Genomic DNA, 15,636 nt, shown 5'->3' on the forward strand with positions numbered 1-15,636 from the left:
GAAGCTAAGCCTCACAGCGCCGATGGTACTGCAGGGGGGACCCTGTGGGAGAGTAGGACGCCGCCGAACAATCATTCAGAAAAGCCCCTGATCCATCGGATCAGGGGCTTTTCGCATTTCCGGACCGTCCGAACGGCCAGGTGTTGCTCCTGCCACCGACAGGTGGTGCTAGGTCCACCCCGTAATTGGGGTGCCATGGCCAGTGTCCGGAGCGGGTCGCTCGTGAACACTGATGAAGGACGATCGGTACCGGCATCGGGAGCTTGCGTGACCACAGAGACTCGTACGAGCGGCACGTCCGTGCGTGCGCAGATGCGGGAGGCCCTCCAGGCCGGCGGTCAGGGGTTGGCCCGGCTGGCGCAGGCGGTGCTGGGCGCGGTACCGGGGTTCGTGCTGCCGGTGGCGGCCGCGATCTTCTCGGGGGCGGTGACGTCCCAGTTCCTGGAGTACTACTACGCGTCGTCCTTGGTGGCCCTCGCGGTCGCGGCGGTCGTGGGTTCCACGGTGGCCGCCCTGTGCGTCCGCCGTACTGCGGACCGTACCCGCGGGTTCCTGCAGCGCTGGTACGGCATACGCCTACCGGCGGTCTACAGTCCGCTGCCGAAGCTGGAGTCGGACGAGCGAGGGCACTGGTGGACGGGGTACTCCTACCACCGCTCGCGGACGGTCGCGAGGTACGCGCAGCTGGTGCACTGGGGCCTGCGGGACCGGACCACCCGCGCGGAACTGCTCTGGCTGGCGGTGAATCCCGTCCTGGTCGTGGCCCTGGGCGGCGCCGTGGGTGTGCTGCTCGTGCTGGGGACGGCCCTCGCCCTGTCGGGCCCGGTGCCGACGAGCGCGTTCGGCCCGATGAGTCCTCGCATGACGTCCATGGCGCTGAGCCTGCTGGTCGGAATCGGCATGGTCCTCGCCGGGATGCTCCTCGCCCCGTACGCGGTGCGCGGGTACGCGGAGGTCGCCCGCAGGGTGCTGGACCAGGACGGCCGGGCGACGCACGCCCAGCTGACCAGGCGGGTGGCCGAGCTGACCGAGACCCGGGCGGACGCGGTGGGCAGCCAGGCGGCCGAACTGCGGCGGATCGAGCGCGATCTCCACGACGGCGCCCAGGCGCGGCTGGTGGCGATCGGGATGACCCTGGGCACCATCGAGCACCTGATGGAGACCGACCAGGAGGCGGCGCGGGAACTGCTCTCCGAGGCGCGGCAGTCCTCCGCCCGGGCGCTGCAGGAGCTGCGGGACCTGGTCCGCGGCATCCACCCGCCGGTGCTCGCCGAGCGCGGACTCGGCGACGCCGTGCGGGCGTTGGCGCTGGACAGCGCGCTGCCGACCGAGGTCTTCGTGAGCCTGCCCGACCGGCTGCCGGCCCCGGTCGAGGCGGCCGCCTACTTCAGCATCAGCGAGCTGCTGGCCAACGCGGCCAAGCACTCGGGGGCGGAGCAGGTGTGGGTGGACATCCTGTACCGGGCGGGGTTCCTGCGGATCACGGTGACGGACGACGGTGTAGGCGTGGCGGATCCGTCGCGGGGCACGGGCCTGCGCGGGATCGAGCGCCGATTGGGTACCTTCGACGGTGTCCTCGCCATCGACAGCACGTCGGGCGGTCCCACCACCATCACCTTGGAGTTGCCGTGCGAGTTGTCCTCGCCGAGGACCTCTACCTCCTCCGCGAAGGTCTGATCCGTCTGCTGGAAGCGCACGGCTTCACCATCGCCGCCGCGGTGGAGACCGGCCCCGAGCTGTTGGAGGCGCTGCTGACCCATCGCCCGGACGTGGCGGTGGTGGACGTCCGGCTGCCCCCGACGCTCACCGACGAGGGTCTCCAGGCCGCGCTCAAGGCGCGCCGGGAGATCCGGGGCCTGCCGGTGCTGGTGCTCTCCCAGCACGTCCAGCAGCTGTACGCACGGGAGTTGCTGGCCGACGGCACGGGCGGGGTCGGCTACCTGCTGAAGGACCGGGTGTTCAACGCGGGGCAGTTCATCGACGCGGTCCGTCGGGTGGCCGCGGGCGGGACGGCGATGGACCCGGACGTGATCGCCCAGTTGATGCAGACCACCTCGCGCCGGCCCGGCCCGCTGCTCGGGCTGTCCCCGCGCGAGCGCGAGGTGCTGGAGCTGATGGCCGAGGGCTGTTCCAACTCGGCGATCGCCGCCCGCCTGTCCGTGAGCGACGGCGCCGTGGCCAAACACATCGCCAACATCTTCAGCAAGCTCGAACTCGCCCCCGACGAGGACGCCAACCGTCGGGTGATGGCCGTCCTGGCCTACCTCAACGGAACGGCGGGACAGAGCGGCTGACGGCCCGACCGGCCCGGACGCGCGAGGGTGGCCCGAACGGCGACCCTCCAGGCTGCGGGAAAGCCGGAACGGGCGTACGAGTAAACTCCGGTGGGCCGAGCCCGGAGGTTGCTCAGCCGTCCGGCGGCCCGACTGACGGGAACCGGCAGCCGAGGCCCGTACGGCAGCAGCCGACATCCAGGGGTTGATAGACGTAATGGCACGCCCAACGCTCACCAAGGCTCATCGCGGCCTGCTCGGCCTGGTCGCGGCCGGCGCCTGCATCATCTCGGGCATCGGCTTCGCGGGCTCGTACAACGCGGTGCGCGAGCTGGCCATGGAGAAAGGTTTCGGTGCCTTCTCCTACGCCTTCCCGATCGGCGTCGACGCGGGCATCGTCGTGCTCCTCGCCCTCGACCTGGTGCTGACCTGGCTGCGGATCCCCTTCCCGATGCTGCGTCAGACCGCGTGGCTGCTGACCGTCGCCACCATCGCCTTCAACGCGGCTGCCTCCTGGGGCGATCCGCTCGGCATGGGGATGCACGCCGTCATCCCGGTGCTGTTCGTCGTCGTGGTCGAGGCGTCCCGGCACGCGGTCGGCCGGATCGCGGCGATCACCGCGGATCGCCACATGGAATCGGTCCGGGTGATGCGTTGGCTGCTCTCCCCGGTGCCGACCTTCCGGCTCTGGCGGCGGATGAAGCTCTGGGAGCTCCGCTCCTACGACGAGGTCATCCGGCTGGAGCAGAACCGGTTGGTCTACCGGGCCCAGCTGCGGTTCCGCTACGGCCGGGGCTGGCGTCGCTCGGCTCCCATCCAGGCGCTGCTGCCGCTCAAGCTCGCCAAGTTCGGCGTTCCCCTGGACCCGTCGCTGCTCGACCGGCTGGACGAGGAGACCCGCGAGCGCGAGGCCAAGGAGGCCCTGGCGGAGCAGGTGCCCCAGGAGCTGGAAACCCCGGTGGAGCAGCACCGGGCCGCAGCTGCCATCGCCCCGGTGGTGCCGGCCGTCGGCGACCAGGCCGCGGCTCCCACCGGAACCCGGCCGCAGGCGGCCCAGCGGCTCCAGCCCGGACAGCCTCAGCCCGGACAGCCTCACCAGCCGCAGGTCCAGCAGATCCTGCAGATTCCTCAGCCCCAGCCTCAGCCCCAGCCCGAGTCGGCCCAGGCCGTACAGCCAGGCCAGGACCAGTCCCAGGCCCCCGCTCCCGCGGCCGCCGCGCCGCTGTCGCCCGAGGTCGCCGCGCCGATGCTGGCGAAGCTGCACGCCGTCCGGCTGCGCGTCGCCCATGAGCCGGAAGAGGCGACGGACAGCGCCCCGCAGCCGCGTGGCGAGGAGCTGAACGTCTGGACCGAACGCCCGGTCCGCACCACCGGCCACTCGGCCGACCCCGCCCCGGGCGGTCGGGTGCCCGGCCAGGCCTCGCCGTGGTTCAAGCCGCCGCGCCCGGCCGCCGATGAGCCCGCCCCTGCAGCCGCGTCCGCCCCCGTGCCCGCTCACCCGGCCCCGACGTCCGCCTCCGCCCATCCGGCCCCCGCGCCGCGGCCGCAGTCCCAGCACCCGGCCGCCCCGCAGCCGCAGGCCGAGTCGACCGTGGAGCCGCAGCACCGTCAGTCGGCCCCCCAGGGCGAGCACCACGCCCAGCCCGAGCAGCCCGCTCCGGCCGAGGAGCCCGCCCAAGCCGCGCAGTCCGAACCGCACCCGGAGGCGGTGCCGCTCGACCAGGACATCGCCTACGACGCCCTGGTCTCCTACATCGATAACCACGGCCACCAGCCCGACCCGCCGCGCCTCGCGGCCTGGCTGACCGCCGAGTACGGCATCACCGGCAAGGGGGCGGACGGCTCGGTCCACCCCAAGGAGGTCGCCGAGCTCTACCCGCAGCTGCGCGACCGGTACGCCGCCGCCGGAAGGGACTGAGCCCGCCCCGCCCCCCCCGCGTCCGACACCCGCGTCCACCGCTCGGTCGGCCATTGACGCCCGACCCCACCGAAGCTACCTTCGCCTCAACAAATTGTTGAAGTGCTGGTTCGGCATGGAGGAGTGCGGATGTCGCAGGTCGAGGTCGACGGAACCGGACCGACGGGCGGGGCCTCCTTCTCCGCCGCCGCCCGCGACGCCGTGGAGGCGCTGCTCGCCCCGGTGGACGCCGACCTGGCGCGCCGCTACCCGGGCGACTCCGGCACCCGGCAGCCGGTGCACACCGTCTACGTCCCCGCCGACGCCTTCGGTGCCGACACCGTACGGGAATGGGGCCGCCAGGCCCTGGAGGCCTTCGACACCCACGCCGGCACCCCCGCCGAGCTGGCCCGCGCACTCGGCGTCGCCGAGGACGAACTGCTCGCCGACGTGCACGCCCGGGTACGCGCCAAGCTGGAGCGCGAGCCGATCGAGGACCTGCGGATCGACTTCGAGGACGGCTACGGCCCCCGCCCCGACGCCGAGGAGGACGCCGCCGCCGTCCGCGCCGCCGAACTGGTCGCCGCCGCGGTGGCCGAGGGCAGTGCGCCGCCCTACGTCGGCATCCGGATCAAGTGCATGGAGGCGCCCGTCCGCGCCCGCGGCATCCGCACCCTGGAGCTGTTCCTCGCCACCCTGCTGGCGAACGGCGGCCTGCCCGAGGGCCTGGTACTGACCCTCCCCAAGGTCACCTACGCCGAGCAGGTCACCGCGCTGGTCCGGCTGCTGGAGGACTTCGAGCGCCGGGCCGGGCTGCCCGCCGGGCGGATCGGCTTCGAGATCCAGATCGAGACCACCCAGGCGATCCTCGGCCCGGACGGCCGGGCCACCGTCGCCCTCATGATCGAGGCCGCCGAGGGCCGCGCCACCGGCCTGCACTACGGCACCTTCGACTACAGCGCCTCCTGCGGCGTCAGCGCGGCCCACCAGAGCATGGACCACCCGGTCGCCGACCATGCCAAGGCGGTCATGCAGGTGGCCGCGGCCGGCACCGGGGTCCGGCTCTCCGACGGTTCGACCAACGTGATCCCCACCGGCTCCACCGAGCAGGTGCACGCCGCCTGGAAGCTCCACCACGACCTGGTCCGCCGCTCCCTGGCCCGCGCCTACTACCAGGGCTGGGACATGCACCCGGCGCACCTGCCGACCCGCTACGTCGCGGTGTACTCCTTCTACCGCGAGGGCCTGGCGGCGGCCGCCGCCCGGCTGGCCGCATACGTCGCCAAGGCGGGCGGCGACGTCATGGACGAGCCGGCCACCGCCCGGGCGCTCAGCGGCTACCTGCTGCGCGGCCTGGACTGCGACGCCGTCGACCCGGCCGAGGTCACCGCGCTGACGGGCCTGGACCGCGCCCGACTGGACGTGCTCGCCGGCCGCTGATCTCCGGCCGCGGACCCCCACCGCCGACCCCGGCCACGGGCCCCGACCCCCGCCCGTCCCGTTCCGGCCCGATCCGGCGGCCGCGGCCCCCAGCGGCCCACGGCCGTGCGCCAACTAGGCTGGCGGTGCCGCCCCGGATCCCGGGGCGCGCGCCGCCAGCCGTCGCCGTTCCCGGGAGAACCACCGCGCCATGTCCGCCACGCCGGAACCGACCGCCAGGCCGTACCTCACCATCCGGCGGGCCGGCAGCCACGAGACCGAGATCAAGAAGTCCCGCTTCATCTGCCACCTGGCCCGGGTCTCCGACGAGGACGAGGCGCAGGCCTTCATCGCCGGCATCCGCAAGCAGTACTGGGACGCCCGGCACAACTGCACCGCCTTCGTGGTCGGCGACGACCAGCGCCGCGAGCGCTCCAGCGACGACGGCGAGCCCGGCGGCACGGCCGGGGTGCCGATGCTGGAGGTGCTGCGCCGACGCGGCCTGACCGACACCGTCGCCGTGGTGACCAGGTACTTCGGCGGGATCAAGCTCGGTGCCGGCGGTCTGGTGCGGGCCTACGGGAACGCGGTGTCGGAGGCGGTCGACGAGGTCGGCCTGCTGGAGCGGCGACCGGTCGCGCTGCTCGCGGTGACGGCGGACCACGTGCGCGCCGGGCGGGTGGAGAACGACCTGCGGGCCGCCGGGTACGCGGTGAGCGACCTCGCCTACGAGGCGGCCGGGGTGCGGATCGAGGTGGGCGTGCCGGAGCCGGAGGTGGCCGGGTTCCACACCTGGCTGGCGGAGGCGACCGGCGGCACGGCGGTGGCGGTGCCGGCCGGGCGCACCTATGTCGAGGTGCCGGTCTGAGGCCCGGTCCGCCGGGTCGCCTCCCGTAGCCGAGTCGTAGCGCCACGCGGACGACGGCTTGAACAGATTCACCCGAACGTAGTGTCGTGGCCCGGAGTTGGAACTTCCGCTCCGGGCCGTGGCGTTTCCTGGGCAAGGATCCGGCAGAACCGGACGAAACCATCGATGGAGGACACCAGACCCCACCCCGCACCACGGAGGTATGCGCATGACCTCAGACCGCTCGCCGTCGTCCGCCGGTGCCGACCTACCCGGCGCCCGCGGCCCCGCGACGCCCTACCGGATGACCGTCACCACCGCCCTCCCGCACGCCGAGGCCGTCGCCCTGGCCGATGAGCAGCTCGCCTCCTGGCTGAAGCAGGAGGGCTGCGAGGAGCCCCCGCCCACCCCCGACGCCGCAGCGGGAGCGCTCCCCGCCGCCGAGCGACTGCGCCTGGGCGAGCGCGTCCTGCTGGACCGCGACCGCGGGCCGCTGCGCGGCGGCCCGGGTGCCGGCCGCTACGACCGCCGCCGCCTGCGCACCCCGGCCCCCCACGGCACCCGACAGCTCACCCTCACCGTGGCCACCGGAGCCGGAGGCCCCACCTGGTTCCGGCTGGAGGCCGAGACCCACCACACCGGCAGCGGTGTGCGCACCCCCTGCCGGGTGCCGGTCCCCGAGCTGGCCCGCACGCTGCTTCCGCTGCTGGACGCCGCCGACGGCCCGGCCGCCGTCCATCCCGCCCCCCGGGTGGTCACGGCCGACGAGGTCGACGACCTGATCGACGAGCTGTGCGACCCGGAGCGCCGGCTGCCCACCGTGGTCGCCAGCGTCCCGGTGAACCTCCCGCTGGACCAGTGGGTCCGGGAGGTGGTCCGCCCGCTCTGCCGACAGCTCCCCGGCCTCGCCACCGCCTACGTGCTGGACCCGGGGGCCCGCACCGGGTTCAACGTCGCGCTGGAGTACCACACCGTGTACGGCGGCGCGGTGCGCACCTACCTGCCCGAAGTCGACCCGGCCTCCCGGCAGGACGGCGCCCGGCACCCGGTGCTCGCCCGGGGCCGAATAGAGCAGGACCTCCGCCGCGCCGCCGGGCTGCTCGCCCGGGAGCCGCGCCGCCTCGCAGCCGACCAGCCGCTGCCCCCGGCGCTGGCCGCCGTCCCTGTGCTGCGCGTACCGCCCCCGCAGCTGCGCCCGACCGCCTACCGGACGACCGGGGCCGGGACCGCGCTCACGGGAACGGGCACGGGCACGGCGGCGACCGGGAACCGGCCCTTCGACCCGGCCGTCGACCCGGCCGTCGACCCGGCCGTCGATCCAGCCGTCGAACTGGCCGCGCTCGCCCGCGAGGAACAGCAGGACCGTGCCGAGCAGCAGGCCAGGGCCGACGAACTGGAGCGGGTCCGGCACACCCTCCGCCTGGAGCGCCGCGACCGCGGACAGACCAGGGAGACCCGCGAGGTCCGCGTCCGCACCGGCGCCCGGGGCTCCCTGACCAGTCGTCACTGCACCGGTCCGGGCGCCACCGGCCGTCGCGGCGCCGCCCAGTCCGCCGGGTGCCCGGCCAAGCCCGAGACCTTCACCGAACTCCTCGCCAGGATCGGCGAGTTCCCGCTGCTGACCTTCACCGGCGACCAGAAGAGCGCACTCGCCCTGGACGGTCTCCAGTGCGCCGGCGCCGGCTGGGCCCGGCTCGCCTGGGACGGCCTGACGGCCCTGCAGGAGTACGCGGAGGCGGCCGTGCGCGGCACGGCCGGCGGCGACTTCAAGCAGTGGTGCGAGCACACCCCGGACGGCTGCCACCGCTTCCCGCCCCGCAAGGCGGTGCGCGGCGAGTCCCGGACGGTGTTCAGCCACACCAAGTGGAAACGCGAACGGATGCTGCCGGTACCGGAATGCGTGGACGCCTCCCGGCGCGCGTTCATGGGCGCGCACCTGCGGATCGGCGGCGGCCGGACCGCACCCCGGCTGCACTATCTGGACGACTGCTCCGGCAGTGGCCGGATCTATGTCGGCTACATCGGCCTGCACCTCACCAACACCCGGACCAACTGACCGGCTTGGCTGACCGCCGCGCCCGTTCGGTGGACAATGTCCGGCAGGGGCGGGGCCGCGGGCCGGCCGGCCGCCCCTGGCAGGCGCCGGACGAGCATGGGGGAACGACGACCGATGCAGTACTCAGCAGACGGCCAGTCCGACGGCACCGCCACCGTCCAGTTCCCCCAACCGGGCTTCCTCGCCTCGGTCTTCCGCGACCTCGGCGCCGACCAGGGCCCGGAGCCGGACGACGCCGCCGGCCGGGCCACGCCCGGCCGCCCCGACTCGAACGCCACGGACCCGCGCCCCGAGCACCCGCACCCCGTCGACCCGCACCCCGACCAGCCGAACCCCGTCGACCCGAGCCCTGCCGACCCGAACTCCACCGACCCCGGTGAGGCCATCGCGGCGCACGCCCGGGCCGCCGCCCTCACCCACCACCGCACGCTCACCGTCCAGGCCGAGCACGACCGGCTGGCCGACCTGCTGCGGCGGGCCGCGCTGCCGGTCTCGGCCATGGACTTCGAGAGTCAGCTGCGCCACTACGAGCCCCGCCCCTACCCGGCCGACGGCCCGGGGGTCGAGGAGGGGTCCGAGCCCCGCTGGGAGGACTTCGCCCCCGCCGAGCCGGCTGCCGCCGACCCGGAGAGCGGCCCCTCCCGCCGGTTGCTGGACTCCGGCTACCAGCGCGAACTGGCCCAGGCCCGGCTCACCCACCAGCGTGCGCTGCGCGAGTGGCGCACCCGCCGGGCCGAGGCGGGCAGCCCGGCCGCCGACGAGTCCCGGCGCGCCCACGAGGCGGCCGAGGAGGCCCGGGCCCGGGCGGTGCGCGAGTACAACGAGAGCCTGGAGGAGTGCCGGCGCGCCTACCGGCTGGCCGAACCGGCCGCTGTGGAATCGCTGCTGGAGCGCGCGCTGGCCGCCGCCGAGACCGCCACCCAGGACCTGTCGGCCCCCTGCCGGGCGGTCTTCCGGCCGCTCACCCGCACCGCCGTGCTGGACCTCGACCTGCCCTCGCTGGACCTGGTGCCCTCGCTCACCGGGTACCGGCTCGCCCCCGACGGCGACATCGTCCCGGTGCCCCGTCCGCCCGCGGACCGGGCCACCGACTACCTGCGGCTGGTCGCCCGGCTCGCCCTGCGCTCGCTGCAGGCCGCCGACGCCGTGGACACCGACGAGATACTCGCCGGGGTCGTCCTCAACGGCTGGCTGCGCGAGCCGGGTGCGGCCGAGCCGCTCTGCCTGCTCAGCGTGGACGCCGACCGGGACGCGCTGGCCCGGACCCGGCTGCTGCCGCCGGAGACCCCGTACGAGGACCGCGACGACGAGGGGGTCTACGCCGACGCCGAGCAGGACGAGGCCCTGGTCCGGCTGCGCCAGCTCGGCGCCGCCGTCACCCCGGACCCGTACGCCCGGACGGTCGTCCAGCCGGCCGCCCAGGCCGGTGCCACCGTTCCCGCCGCGCCCGATCTGTCCGCCAACGAGTTCGCCGAGCTGGTGCGCGACCTGCTCACCCGGGGCGGGCTCGCCGAGTGGAGCGTACGGCTGCGCGGCCCGGCCGGGCTGGTCGCCACCGGTGAGGGCGCCCCCGGCAGTGCGCTGCCCGGCCGCTGGGTGGTCTGGGCCTCCAGGGACACCGCGTCGGTCGGCGTGGAGCAGATCGAGACGCTGGCCGAGGCGGTCCGCGAGGAGTCCGCCGAACGCGGCCTGCGCCTGACCAGCGGCCGCTTCACCGAGGAGGCCCTCGACCTCACCGCGGAGGAGGGCCACCGGCACATCCACCTGATCGACGGCGACGGCGTCCGCGAACTCGCCCGCACCCACCTCGGCCTGCCGCTCGCCGCCGGTCACTGACCGGGCCCGCGGCACCCTGTCCCCGCAACAACGTGTCCCCCCCGCCACCGGGATGCCCACGCCACCTGATCGCCCACGCAGCTGGATCGCCCCCGTAACCGGCATGCCCGCGAAACCGGGGCGGCGCGGTGCGACCGGGACTTCACTCCGACGGCCCACCCGGCGGGCGTCCCTCCGGGCCCGGACCAAGGCTGAGGGGGCCGGGCCGGCGGGACCGTGCGGAGCAGCCGGTCGAGCCCCCGGCACCCCCCCCGGGCGATCACCGTCGAACGGCTGTCCGGTACGGTCGTCGGTCGGCCCGGCCACGGGCGGACCCCAGGGGAAGAGGAATGGGCAGAACGCTCGGCAGACCACACGACGGCACCGGCCCACACGACGGCACCGGCCCACACGACAGCACCGGCCATCCGGCGGGCCCCGCGATCCCGGAGCACCCCGCCACTCCTGGGCACCCGGCCACGCCGGCGCACCCGGCACCACCGCCCGCCCAGGCGGAGGCGGCCCGATGACCGCCGTCCTGGTCGCCGCCGGAGCGTTCCTGATGACGCTGATCGGCGGCTTCGTCGCCCAGCGCACCGGCGACCGCCGCCACCTGGTGCTCGGTTTCGCCGCCGGCCTGATGCTCGGCGTGGTGGCCTTCGACCTGCTGCCCGAGGCCATCCACCAGGCGCCGGACGAGGTGCACGGCGTGCCCCAGGCGCTGCTGATGTTCGCGGGTGGCTTCCTGACCATCCACGTGATCGAGCGCGCCGTCGCCATCCACCGCGGCCACGAGGGCGAGTACGCCGAGCACACCCACGGCGGTCACCACCACGGCCACGCCCACCGCTCCGGGCACCAGGGCATCGGCATGACCGCCGCGCTGGCCCTGGTCGGGCACAGCGTGATGGACGGCTTCGCGATCGGCGCCGCCTTCCAGGCCGGCACCACGGTCGGCACCGTGGTGGCCATCGCGGTGGTCGCCCACGACTTCGCCGACGGCTTCAACACGTACACGATCACCCGGCTGTACGGGAACAACCGGCGCCGGGCGCTGACCCTGCTCGCGGCCGACGCGCTGGCCCCGGTCTCCGGCGCCGCGATCACCCTGGCCTTCACCATCCCGGAGCACCTGCTCGGCCTCTACCTGGGCTTCTTCTCCGGCTTCCTGCTCTACCTGGCGACCTCCGACATCCTCCCCGAGGCGCACAGCCCGCACCCCTCGCGCAGCACCCTGCTGTGCACGGTGGCCGGGGTCGGCTTCATGTGGCTGGTCATCGGTCTCGCCGGCTGACCCCGCCGGTCCGGTCCCGCCGCCACCGCCGCTGCGCCTCCCCGACCGCCGCCTCGCCCTTCGCCGCTTCCTCGACCACCGCCGCTTCCTCGACCGCGGCCCCCTCGATCGCCGCCCAGCAGTCCCGCATCGCCGCCAGCGCCTCGGTGATCGCCGGCCGCCGGGAGGCCTGGGCCCGCCAGAGCGCGAACACCCGCCGGCTCGGCTGCGAGGCGACCGGCCGGGCCGCCACGCCGGCCGGCAGCGGCCCCCGGCCGAGCCGGGGCACCACGGCCATCCCCAGCCCGGCCGCCACCAGCGCGATCTGGGTCTCGAAGTCGCCGACCTGGTAGAGCACGTCCGGTTCCTCGCCGGCCTCGCGCAGGGTGCGGACCAGCCAGTCGTGGCAGATGTTGCCCGGCGGCACGCTGATCCAGCGCTGCCCGCGCAGCCGTTCCACCGGCACCGCGTCCAGTGCCGCCAGCTCGTCCCCGGCGGGCAGCACCAGGTCCACCGGATCCGTCCCGAGGTGCAGCCGGGAGAGCCCCTCCTGCACCGGCAGCGGCACGCTCGGCCAGTCCTGCACCAGCGCGAGGTCCACCTCGCCCCGCGCCACCAGCTCCGCCGCCGGGTACGGGTCGCTCTCCAGCAGCCGGACGTCCAGCTCCGGACAGCGCCGTCGTAGCTCGGCCAGTACCCCGGGCATCAGCCCGCGCGCCCCGGTCGCGAAGGCGGCCACCAGCAGTCGTCCGACCGCCTGCCCGCGCTGCTCCTCCAGCCGTACCTCGGCCTGCTCCACCAGCCCGAGGACGGTCCGGGCGGTGGCGGCCAGCTCGCGGGCCGCATCGGTCAGCACCACGCCCCGGCCCTGCCGCTCCAGCAGCACCGTGCGGGTCTCCCGCTCCAGCTTGGCGATCTGCTGGGAGACCGCCGAGGGCGTGAACCCGAGCGCGGCCGCCGCCCCGCCGACCGAACCGTGCACCGCCACGGCGTGCAGCGCCCGCAGGCGCCCGAGATCCATCATGCAGCGATCCTAAAGTGTTTCCTTCAGTATTCATCGCTGGTGCTACACGTTCCGGCGCCGCCATGCTCGACCCATGACCGCAACACCCGCCGCTCCGGTCGGCGCGAGCATGAGTCCCCGTCACATCGCCCTGGCCGTCCTGGTGGCCGCCGTCTGGGGCCTCAACTTCGTCCTGATCCACGTCGGTCTGGACAGCTTCCCGCCGTTGCTCTTCTGCGCCCTGCGGTTCGCCGTGGTCGCCGTCCCGGCCGTCTTCTTCGTCGGCCCGCCCAGGGTGGCCTGGCGCTGGGTGCTGGCGGTCGGCGTGGTCCTCGGGGTGGTCAAGTTCGGGCTGCTCTTCCTCGGCATGCACGCCGGGATGCCGGCCGGCCTCTCCTCCCTGGTGCTCCAGGGCCAGGCCGGCTTCACCGCGCTGTTCGCCGCGGTGCTGCTGCGCGAGCGCCCCGGCCGGCGGCGACTGCTCGGTCTGGCGGTCGCGTTCGCGGGCATCGGCCTGAGCGCGCTGGACCAGGGCCTCGGCGGCCCGTTCGGCGCCTTCGTGCTGGTCGTGCTGGCGGCCGTCGCCTGGGGCCTGGCCAACGTGCTGACCCGCAGGGCCTCGCCGCCGGACGCGCTGCGCTGGATGGTCTGGGTGAGCGCCGTCCCGCCGTTGCCGCTGCTGGCGCTGTCCCTGCTGGTCGAGGGCCCGGACGCGGACCTGCGCGCGCTGCGCGGGATGACTCTCGGCGGGCTCGGCGCGATCGGCTACGTGGGGCTGCTCTCCACCCTGTTCGGCTTCGTGGCCTGGAGCTACCTGCTGCGCCGCTACGACGCGACCGCCGTCGCGCCCTACTCGCTGCTGGTGCCGGTGTTCGGGATGTCCTCGGCCTGGCTGCTGCTCGGCGAGCGGGTCAGCCCGACGGCCGCCGCGGCCGCCGTGCTGGTGATCGCCGGGATCGGCATCACCGCGCTGCGCCCGGGGGCGCCGTCCGCGGCGGCGGCCCGGCTGCGAGGAAGCGGGCCTCGGCGGCGCGCAGCACTCGCAGCAGCACCTCCTCGTCCTCGGGGCTGACCTCGCCGAAGTACTCCTGCGCCACCTCGTCCCGGACCTGCCCGATCCGCTCCAGCGCCGCGCGCCCCGCCTCGGTCAGCAGGATCCGGACCGCCCGCCGGTCGGCCGGGTCGGGGCGGCGCTCGACCAGTCCGGCCTCCTCCAGTGCGTCGACCACCGTGGTGGCTGAGCGCGGGGCGATGTGCAGCTTCTCGGCGAGGTCGCTCAGGCGCATCGCGCTGTCCGGGGTCTCGCAGCCGGGGGCGTGGGCGAGCGTGCGCAGCGCCCGGGCCTGGCCCGGGGTGATGCCGTAGGGCTCCAGTCGCCAGCCGGTCTGGCGGCGGATCCGCTTGATCGCCCTGGTCATGGTGTCCGCGAGTTCGGCGGCGCCGCCGGGGGCGCCGGGCCGGGGACCGGGGGAGGGGTCCGCCGGACCGGCGGGTGGCGTGGTGGTCATCGGCGGTCTCCTCGGCTGGCGTCGGGCCAAGCGTATCGGCCGGTCCTGGGCGTGCGGCCGACGGTGGAAGGTGGTCGGAGAAATATGTTGAGCTTAGCTCAGCATCTGCGCTAAGGTGCTCCTAAGTGAGGGGACCCTAAGTTCCCCCTGTCCTGGGAGCATCCATGCCCGTTTCCACCGCCCGCGTCGCCACCGACCGCCCCGCCCGCTACGCCAAGCAGCTCGCCGCCCACATGAGCCGCCGGATCGAGACCTCCTTCTCCCCGGGGACCGGCCGCGGCACCCTGGTCTTCCGCGCCGGCACCGCCACCCTGGAGGCCCAGCCGGACGCGCTGCTGCTCACCGTCGAGGGCGAGCGCGACAAGCTGCCCGAGCTGGAGGACGTCGTCGGCCGCCACCTCGTCCGCTTCGGCGCCCGTGACGAACTCGTCGTCGAATGGCAGCGCGACAACGGCGAGCCCGGCCTCGTCCACCGCAACGACGAGGACACCCCCGAGGCCTGACCCCGTCAGGCGCGCCGCCGGGGCAGCCACCGGTCGAGCGCCCACAGCACCAGGGCCGCCAGGCACCAGCTGGCCACCACGTCCAGCAGCCAGTGGAAGCTGCTCCACACCAGCCGGCGCCCACCCCGACCGCCAGGGCCGCCGCGCCCGCGGTCAGCCACCGGGCCGTCCGCGCCCCCGCCGCCCGGGCCAGCAACAGCGCCGCCACGCCGTACGAGAACGTCGCCGTCGCGGTGTGCCCGGACGGGAACCAGCCCCACTGCCCCGGCACCAGCGGATCCCCGACCGGGCCCGGCCGGGCGAACGCCGCCTTCGCCGGAACCACCAGCAGCGGGATCAGCACCGCGGTCAGCGCCGCCACCGGCAGCGGCAGCCACCAGCGCGCCGCCCCCGCCCGGCGCCACCACCGGGCGGCCAGCCCCCCGGCCGCCAGCAGCACCGGAACGGCGAGCGCACCGTTGCCCAGGTCCGACAGCAGGTGGCCCAGGTGGTCGAGCAGGGCGCTCGGGTGGTCCCGGTGGGACGACCGGACGGCCGTGCGGACCGAACGGTCCAGCCCGAGCAGCGGCCCGTCCACGGCCACCTGCCAGGACACCGCCAGCAGCACCACCGCCGCCACCACCGGCACCGTCACCGACCGGGCCGTCCGCGCCACCCGGCCCGGAACAGCGGACAGCCGCCCCGGAGCAGGGGGGAGAGCTCCGGGGCGGCTCTGATGATCGCCGTTCCGCGCGCCCCGGGGGGTGTGGGTCGGACGGTCGGTCGATCGGCCTTCGGTGTGTGCCGGCCCTCGCGGGACGGCCTGGTTGTCCTCGCGGTGCCCGCGCGGACCCGCCCCTCGGGGCGGCTCCGCGGACTGCTCCGCCGATGGCTGGGGCCTGCTGTCCATCTGTGATGACACTACGTCAACAACCCTTCCGCGCCGAGCGCCTTCAGCGATTCCGCACATCATCTTCACCCCGCTCCGTGCAACCCCCGGGCGGTCCCGTCGATCATGCCCGGGCCGCCCGCGGGCGCCCCCGGTCAACCGAACGGCCCGTGG

Annotated in this window: 12 protein-coding genes, 1 rRNA gene and 1 pseudogene; 11 read left to right on the top strand and 3 right to left on the bottom strand. The window is 74.8% G+C overall.

Going from position 1 to position 15,636, the window contains the following annotated elements; all coding sequences use genetic code 11:
* The 9 genes from rrf to ACZ6Z8_RS35900 form a co-directional block, all read left to right on the top strand.
* Positions 1–69 (top strand): 5S ribosomal RNA (gene rrf / locus ACZ6Z8_RS35860); the annotation flags it as partial.
* Positions 70–267: 198 nt separating this feature from the next.
* Positions 268–1,677 carry a sensor histidine kinase gene (locus ACZ6Z8_RS35865; RefSeq protein WP_465614192.1) on the top strand — a complete coding sequence of 470 codons (1,410 nt, stop codon included), beginning with the start codon at positions 268–270 and terminating at the stop codon, positions 1,675–1,677.
* Positions 1,629–2,294, top strand: coding sequence for a response regulator transcription factor (locus tag ACZ6Z8_RS35870; RefSeq protein ID WP_465614193.1), 666 nt, complete (start codon positions 1,629–1,631; stop codon positions 2,292–2,294). Before ACZ6Z8_RS35865 ends, ACZ6Z8_RS35870 begins: the two co-directional genes overlap by 49 nt.
* Positions 2,295–2,490: 196 nt before the next feature.
* Complete coding sequence (locus ACZ6Z8_RS35875) at positions 2,491–4,191, top strand: DUF2637 domain-containing protein (protein ID WP_465614194.1); 1,701 nt, start codon at positions 2,491–2,493, stop codon at positions 4,189–4,191.
* Positions 4,192–4,320: 129 nt separating this feature from the next.
* Entirely contained in the window at positions 4,321–5,610 is a 1,290-nt protein-coding gene (locus tag ACZ6Z8_RS35880; protein ID WP_465614195.1) for a DUF6986 family protein, read from the top strand.
* A 190-nt stretch (positions 5,611–5,800) separates the two neighbouring features.
* Positions 5,801–6,457 carry a YigZ family protein gene (locus ACZ6Z8_RS35885; protein WP_465614196.1) on the top strand — a complete coding sequence of 219 codons (657 nt, stop codon included), beginning with the start codon at positions 5,801–5,803 and terminating at the stop codon, positions 6,455–6,457.
* A gap of 208 nt (positions 6,458–6,665) precedes the next feature.
* Positions 6,666–8,492 (top strand): hypothetical protein, encoded by a 1,827-nt coding sequence (locus ACZ6Z8_RS35890; RefSeq protein WP_465614197.1) that lies wholly within the window; start codon positions 6,666–6,668, stop codon positions 8,490–8,492.
* A 114-nt stretch (positions 8,493–8,606) separates the two neighbouring features.
* Entirely contained in the window at positions 8,607–10,328 is a 1,722-nt protein-coding gene (locus ACZ6Z8_RS35895) for a restriction endonuclease (RefSeq protein WP_465614198.1), read from the top strand.
* Positions 10,329–10,833: 505 nt separating this feature from the next.
* Positions 10,834–11,601: a ZIP family metal transporter gene (locus ACZ6Z8_RS35900; protein WP_465614199.1), complete on the top strand. Its 768-nt coding sequence runs from the start codon at positions 10,834–10,836 to the stop codon at positions 11,599–11,601.
* Here ACZ6Z8_RS35900 and ACZ6Z8_RS35905 read toward each other — a convergent pair.
* Positions 11,582–12,604: a LysR family transcriptional regulator gene (locus tag ACZ6Z8_RS35905; RefSeq protein WP_465614200.1), complete on the bottom strand. Its 1,023-nt coding sequence runs from the start codon at positions 12,602–12,604 to the stop codon at positions 11,582–11,584. The two genes, ACZ6Z8_RS35900 and ACZ6Z8_RS35905, sit on opposite strands and share 20 nt — an antisense overlap.
* Before the next feature lie 109 nt (positions 12,605–12,713).
* Between ACZ6Z8_RS35905 and ACZ6Z8_RS35910 the strand changes: the two genes are divergently transcribed.
* Positions 12,714–13,655: an EamA family transporter gene (locus tag ACZ6Z8_RS35910; RefSeq protein ID WP_465614237.1), complete on the top strand. Its 942-nt coding sequence runs from the start codon at positions 12,714–12,716 to the stop codon at positions 13,653–13,655.
* Here the strand turns inward: ACZ6Z8_RS35910 and ACZ6Z8_RS35915 are convergent.
* A complete protein-coding gene (locus ACZ6Z8_RS35915) occupies positions 13,546–14,091 on the bottom strand; it encodes a MarR family winged helix-turn-helix transcriptional regulator (RefSeq protein WP_465614201.1) in 546 nt (181 codons plus the stop codon). The genes ACZ6Z8_RS35910 and ACZ6Z8_RS35915 overlap by 110 nt on opposite strands.
* A gap of 164 nt (positions 14,092–14,255) precedes the next feature.
* On the opposite strand from ACZ6Z8_RS35915, the gene ACZ6Z8_RS35920 reads away from it, so the two are divergent.
* Positions 14,256–14,594 (top strand): DUF2218 domain-containing protein, encoded by a 339-nt coding sequence (locus tag ACZ6Z8_RS35920; protein ID WP_465614202.1) that lies wholly within the window; start codon positions 14,256–14,258, stop codon positions 14,592–14,594.
* A gap of 175 nt (positions 14,595–14,769) precedes the next feature.
* Here ACZ6Z8_RS35920 and ACZ6Z8_RS35925 read toward each other — a convergent pair.
* Positions 14,770–15,546, bottom strand: a pseudogene (locus tag ACZ6Z8_RS35925) (phosphatase PAP2 family protein); the annotation flags it as partial.
* Between the last annotated feature and the right edge of the window lie 90 nt (positions 15,547–15,636).

This window comes from Kitasatospora sp. NPDC101108, assembly GCF_055584725.1.

Excerpts from the sequence above, each read along its gene's own strand:
- ACZ6Z8_RS35875 (WP_465614194.1), top strand. The coding sequence starts at position 2,491 with ATGGCACGCCCAACGCTCACCAAGGCTCATCGCGGCCTGCTCGGCCTG.
- ACZ6Z8_RS35895 (WP_465614198.1), top strand. The coding sequence starts at position 8,607 with ATGCAGTACTCAGCAGACGGCCAGTCCGACGGCACCGCCACCGTCCAG.
- ACZ6Z8_RS35920 (WP_465614202.1), top strand. The coding sequence starts at position 14,256 with ATGCCCGTTTCCACCGCCCGCGTCGCCACCGACCGCCCCGCCCGCTAC.
- ACZ6Z8_RS35905 (WP_465614200.1), bottom strand. The coding sequence starts at position 12,604 with ATGATGGATCTCGGGCGCCTGCGGGCGCTGCACGCCGTGGCGGTGCAC.
- ACZ6Z8_RS35915 (WP_465614201.1), bottom strand. The coding sequence starts at position 14,091 with ATGACCACCACGCCACCCGCCGGTCCGGCGGACCCCTCCCCCGGTCCC.
- ACZ6Z8_RS35910 (WP_465614237.1), top strand. The coding sequence starts at position 12,714 with ATGAGTCCCCGTCACATCGCCCTGGCCGTCCTGGTGGCCGCCGTCTGG.
- ACZ6Z8_RS35890 (WP_465614197.1), top strand. The coding sequence starts at position 6,666 with ATGACCTCAGACCGCTCGCCGTCGTCCGCCGGTGCCGACCTACCCGGC.
- ACZ6Z8_RS35885 (WP_465614196.1), top strand. The coding sequence starts at position 5,801 with ATGTCCGCCACGCCGGAACCGACCGCCAGGCCGTACCTCACCATCCGG.
- ACZ6Z8_RS35880 (WP_465614195.1), top strand. The coding sequence starts at position 4,321 with ATGTCGCAGGTCGAGGTCGACGGAACCGGACCGACGGGCGGGGCCTCC.
- ACZ6Z8_RS35900 (WP_465614199.1), top strand. The coding sequence starts at position 10,834 with ATGACCGCCGTCCTGGTCGCCGCCGGAGCGTTCCTGATGACGCTGATC.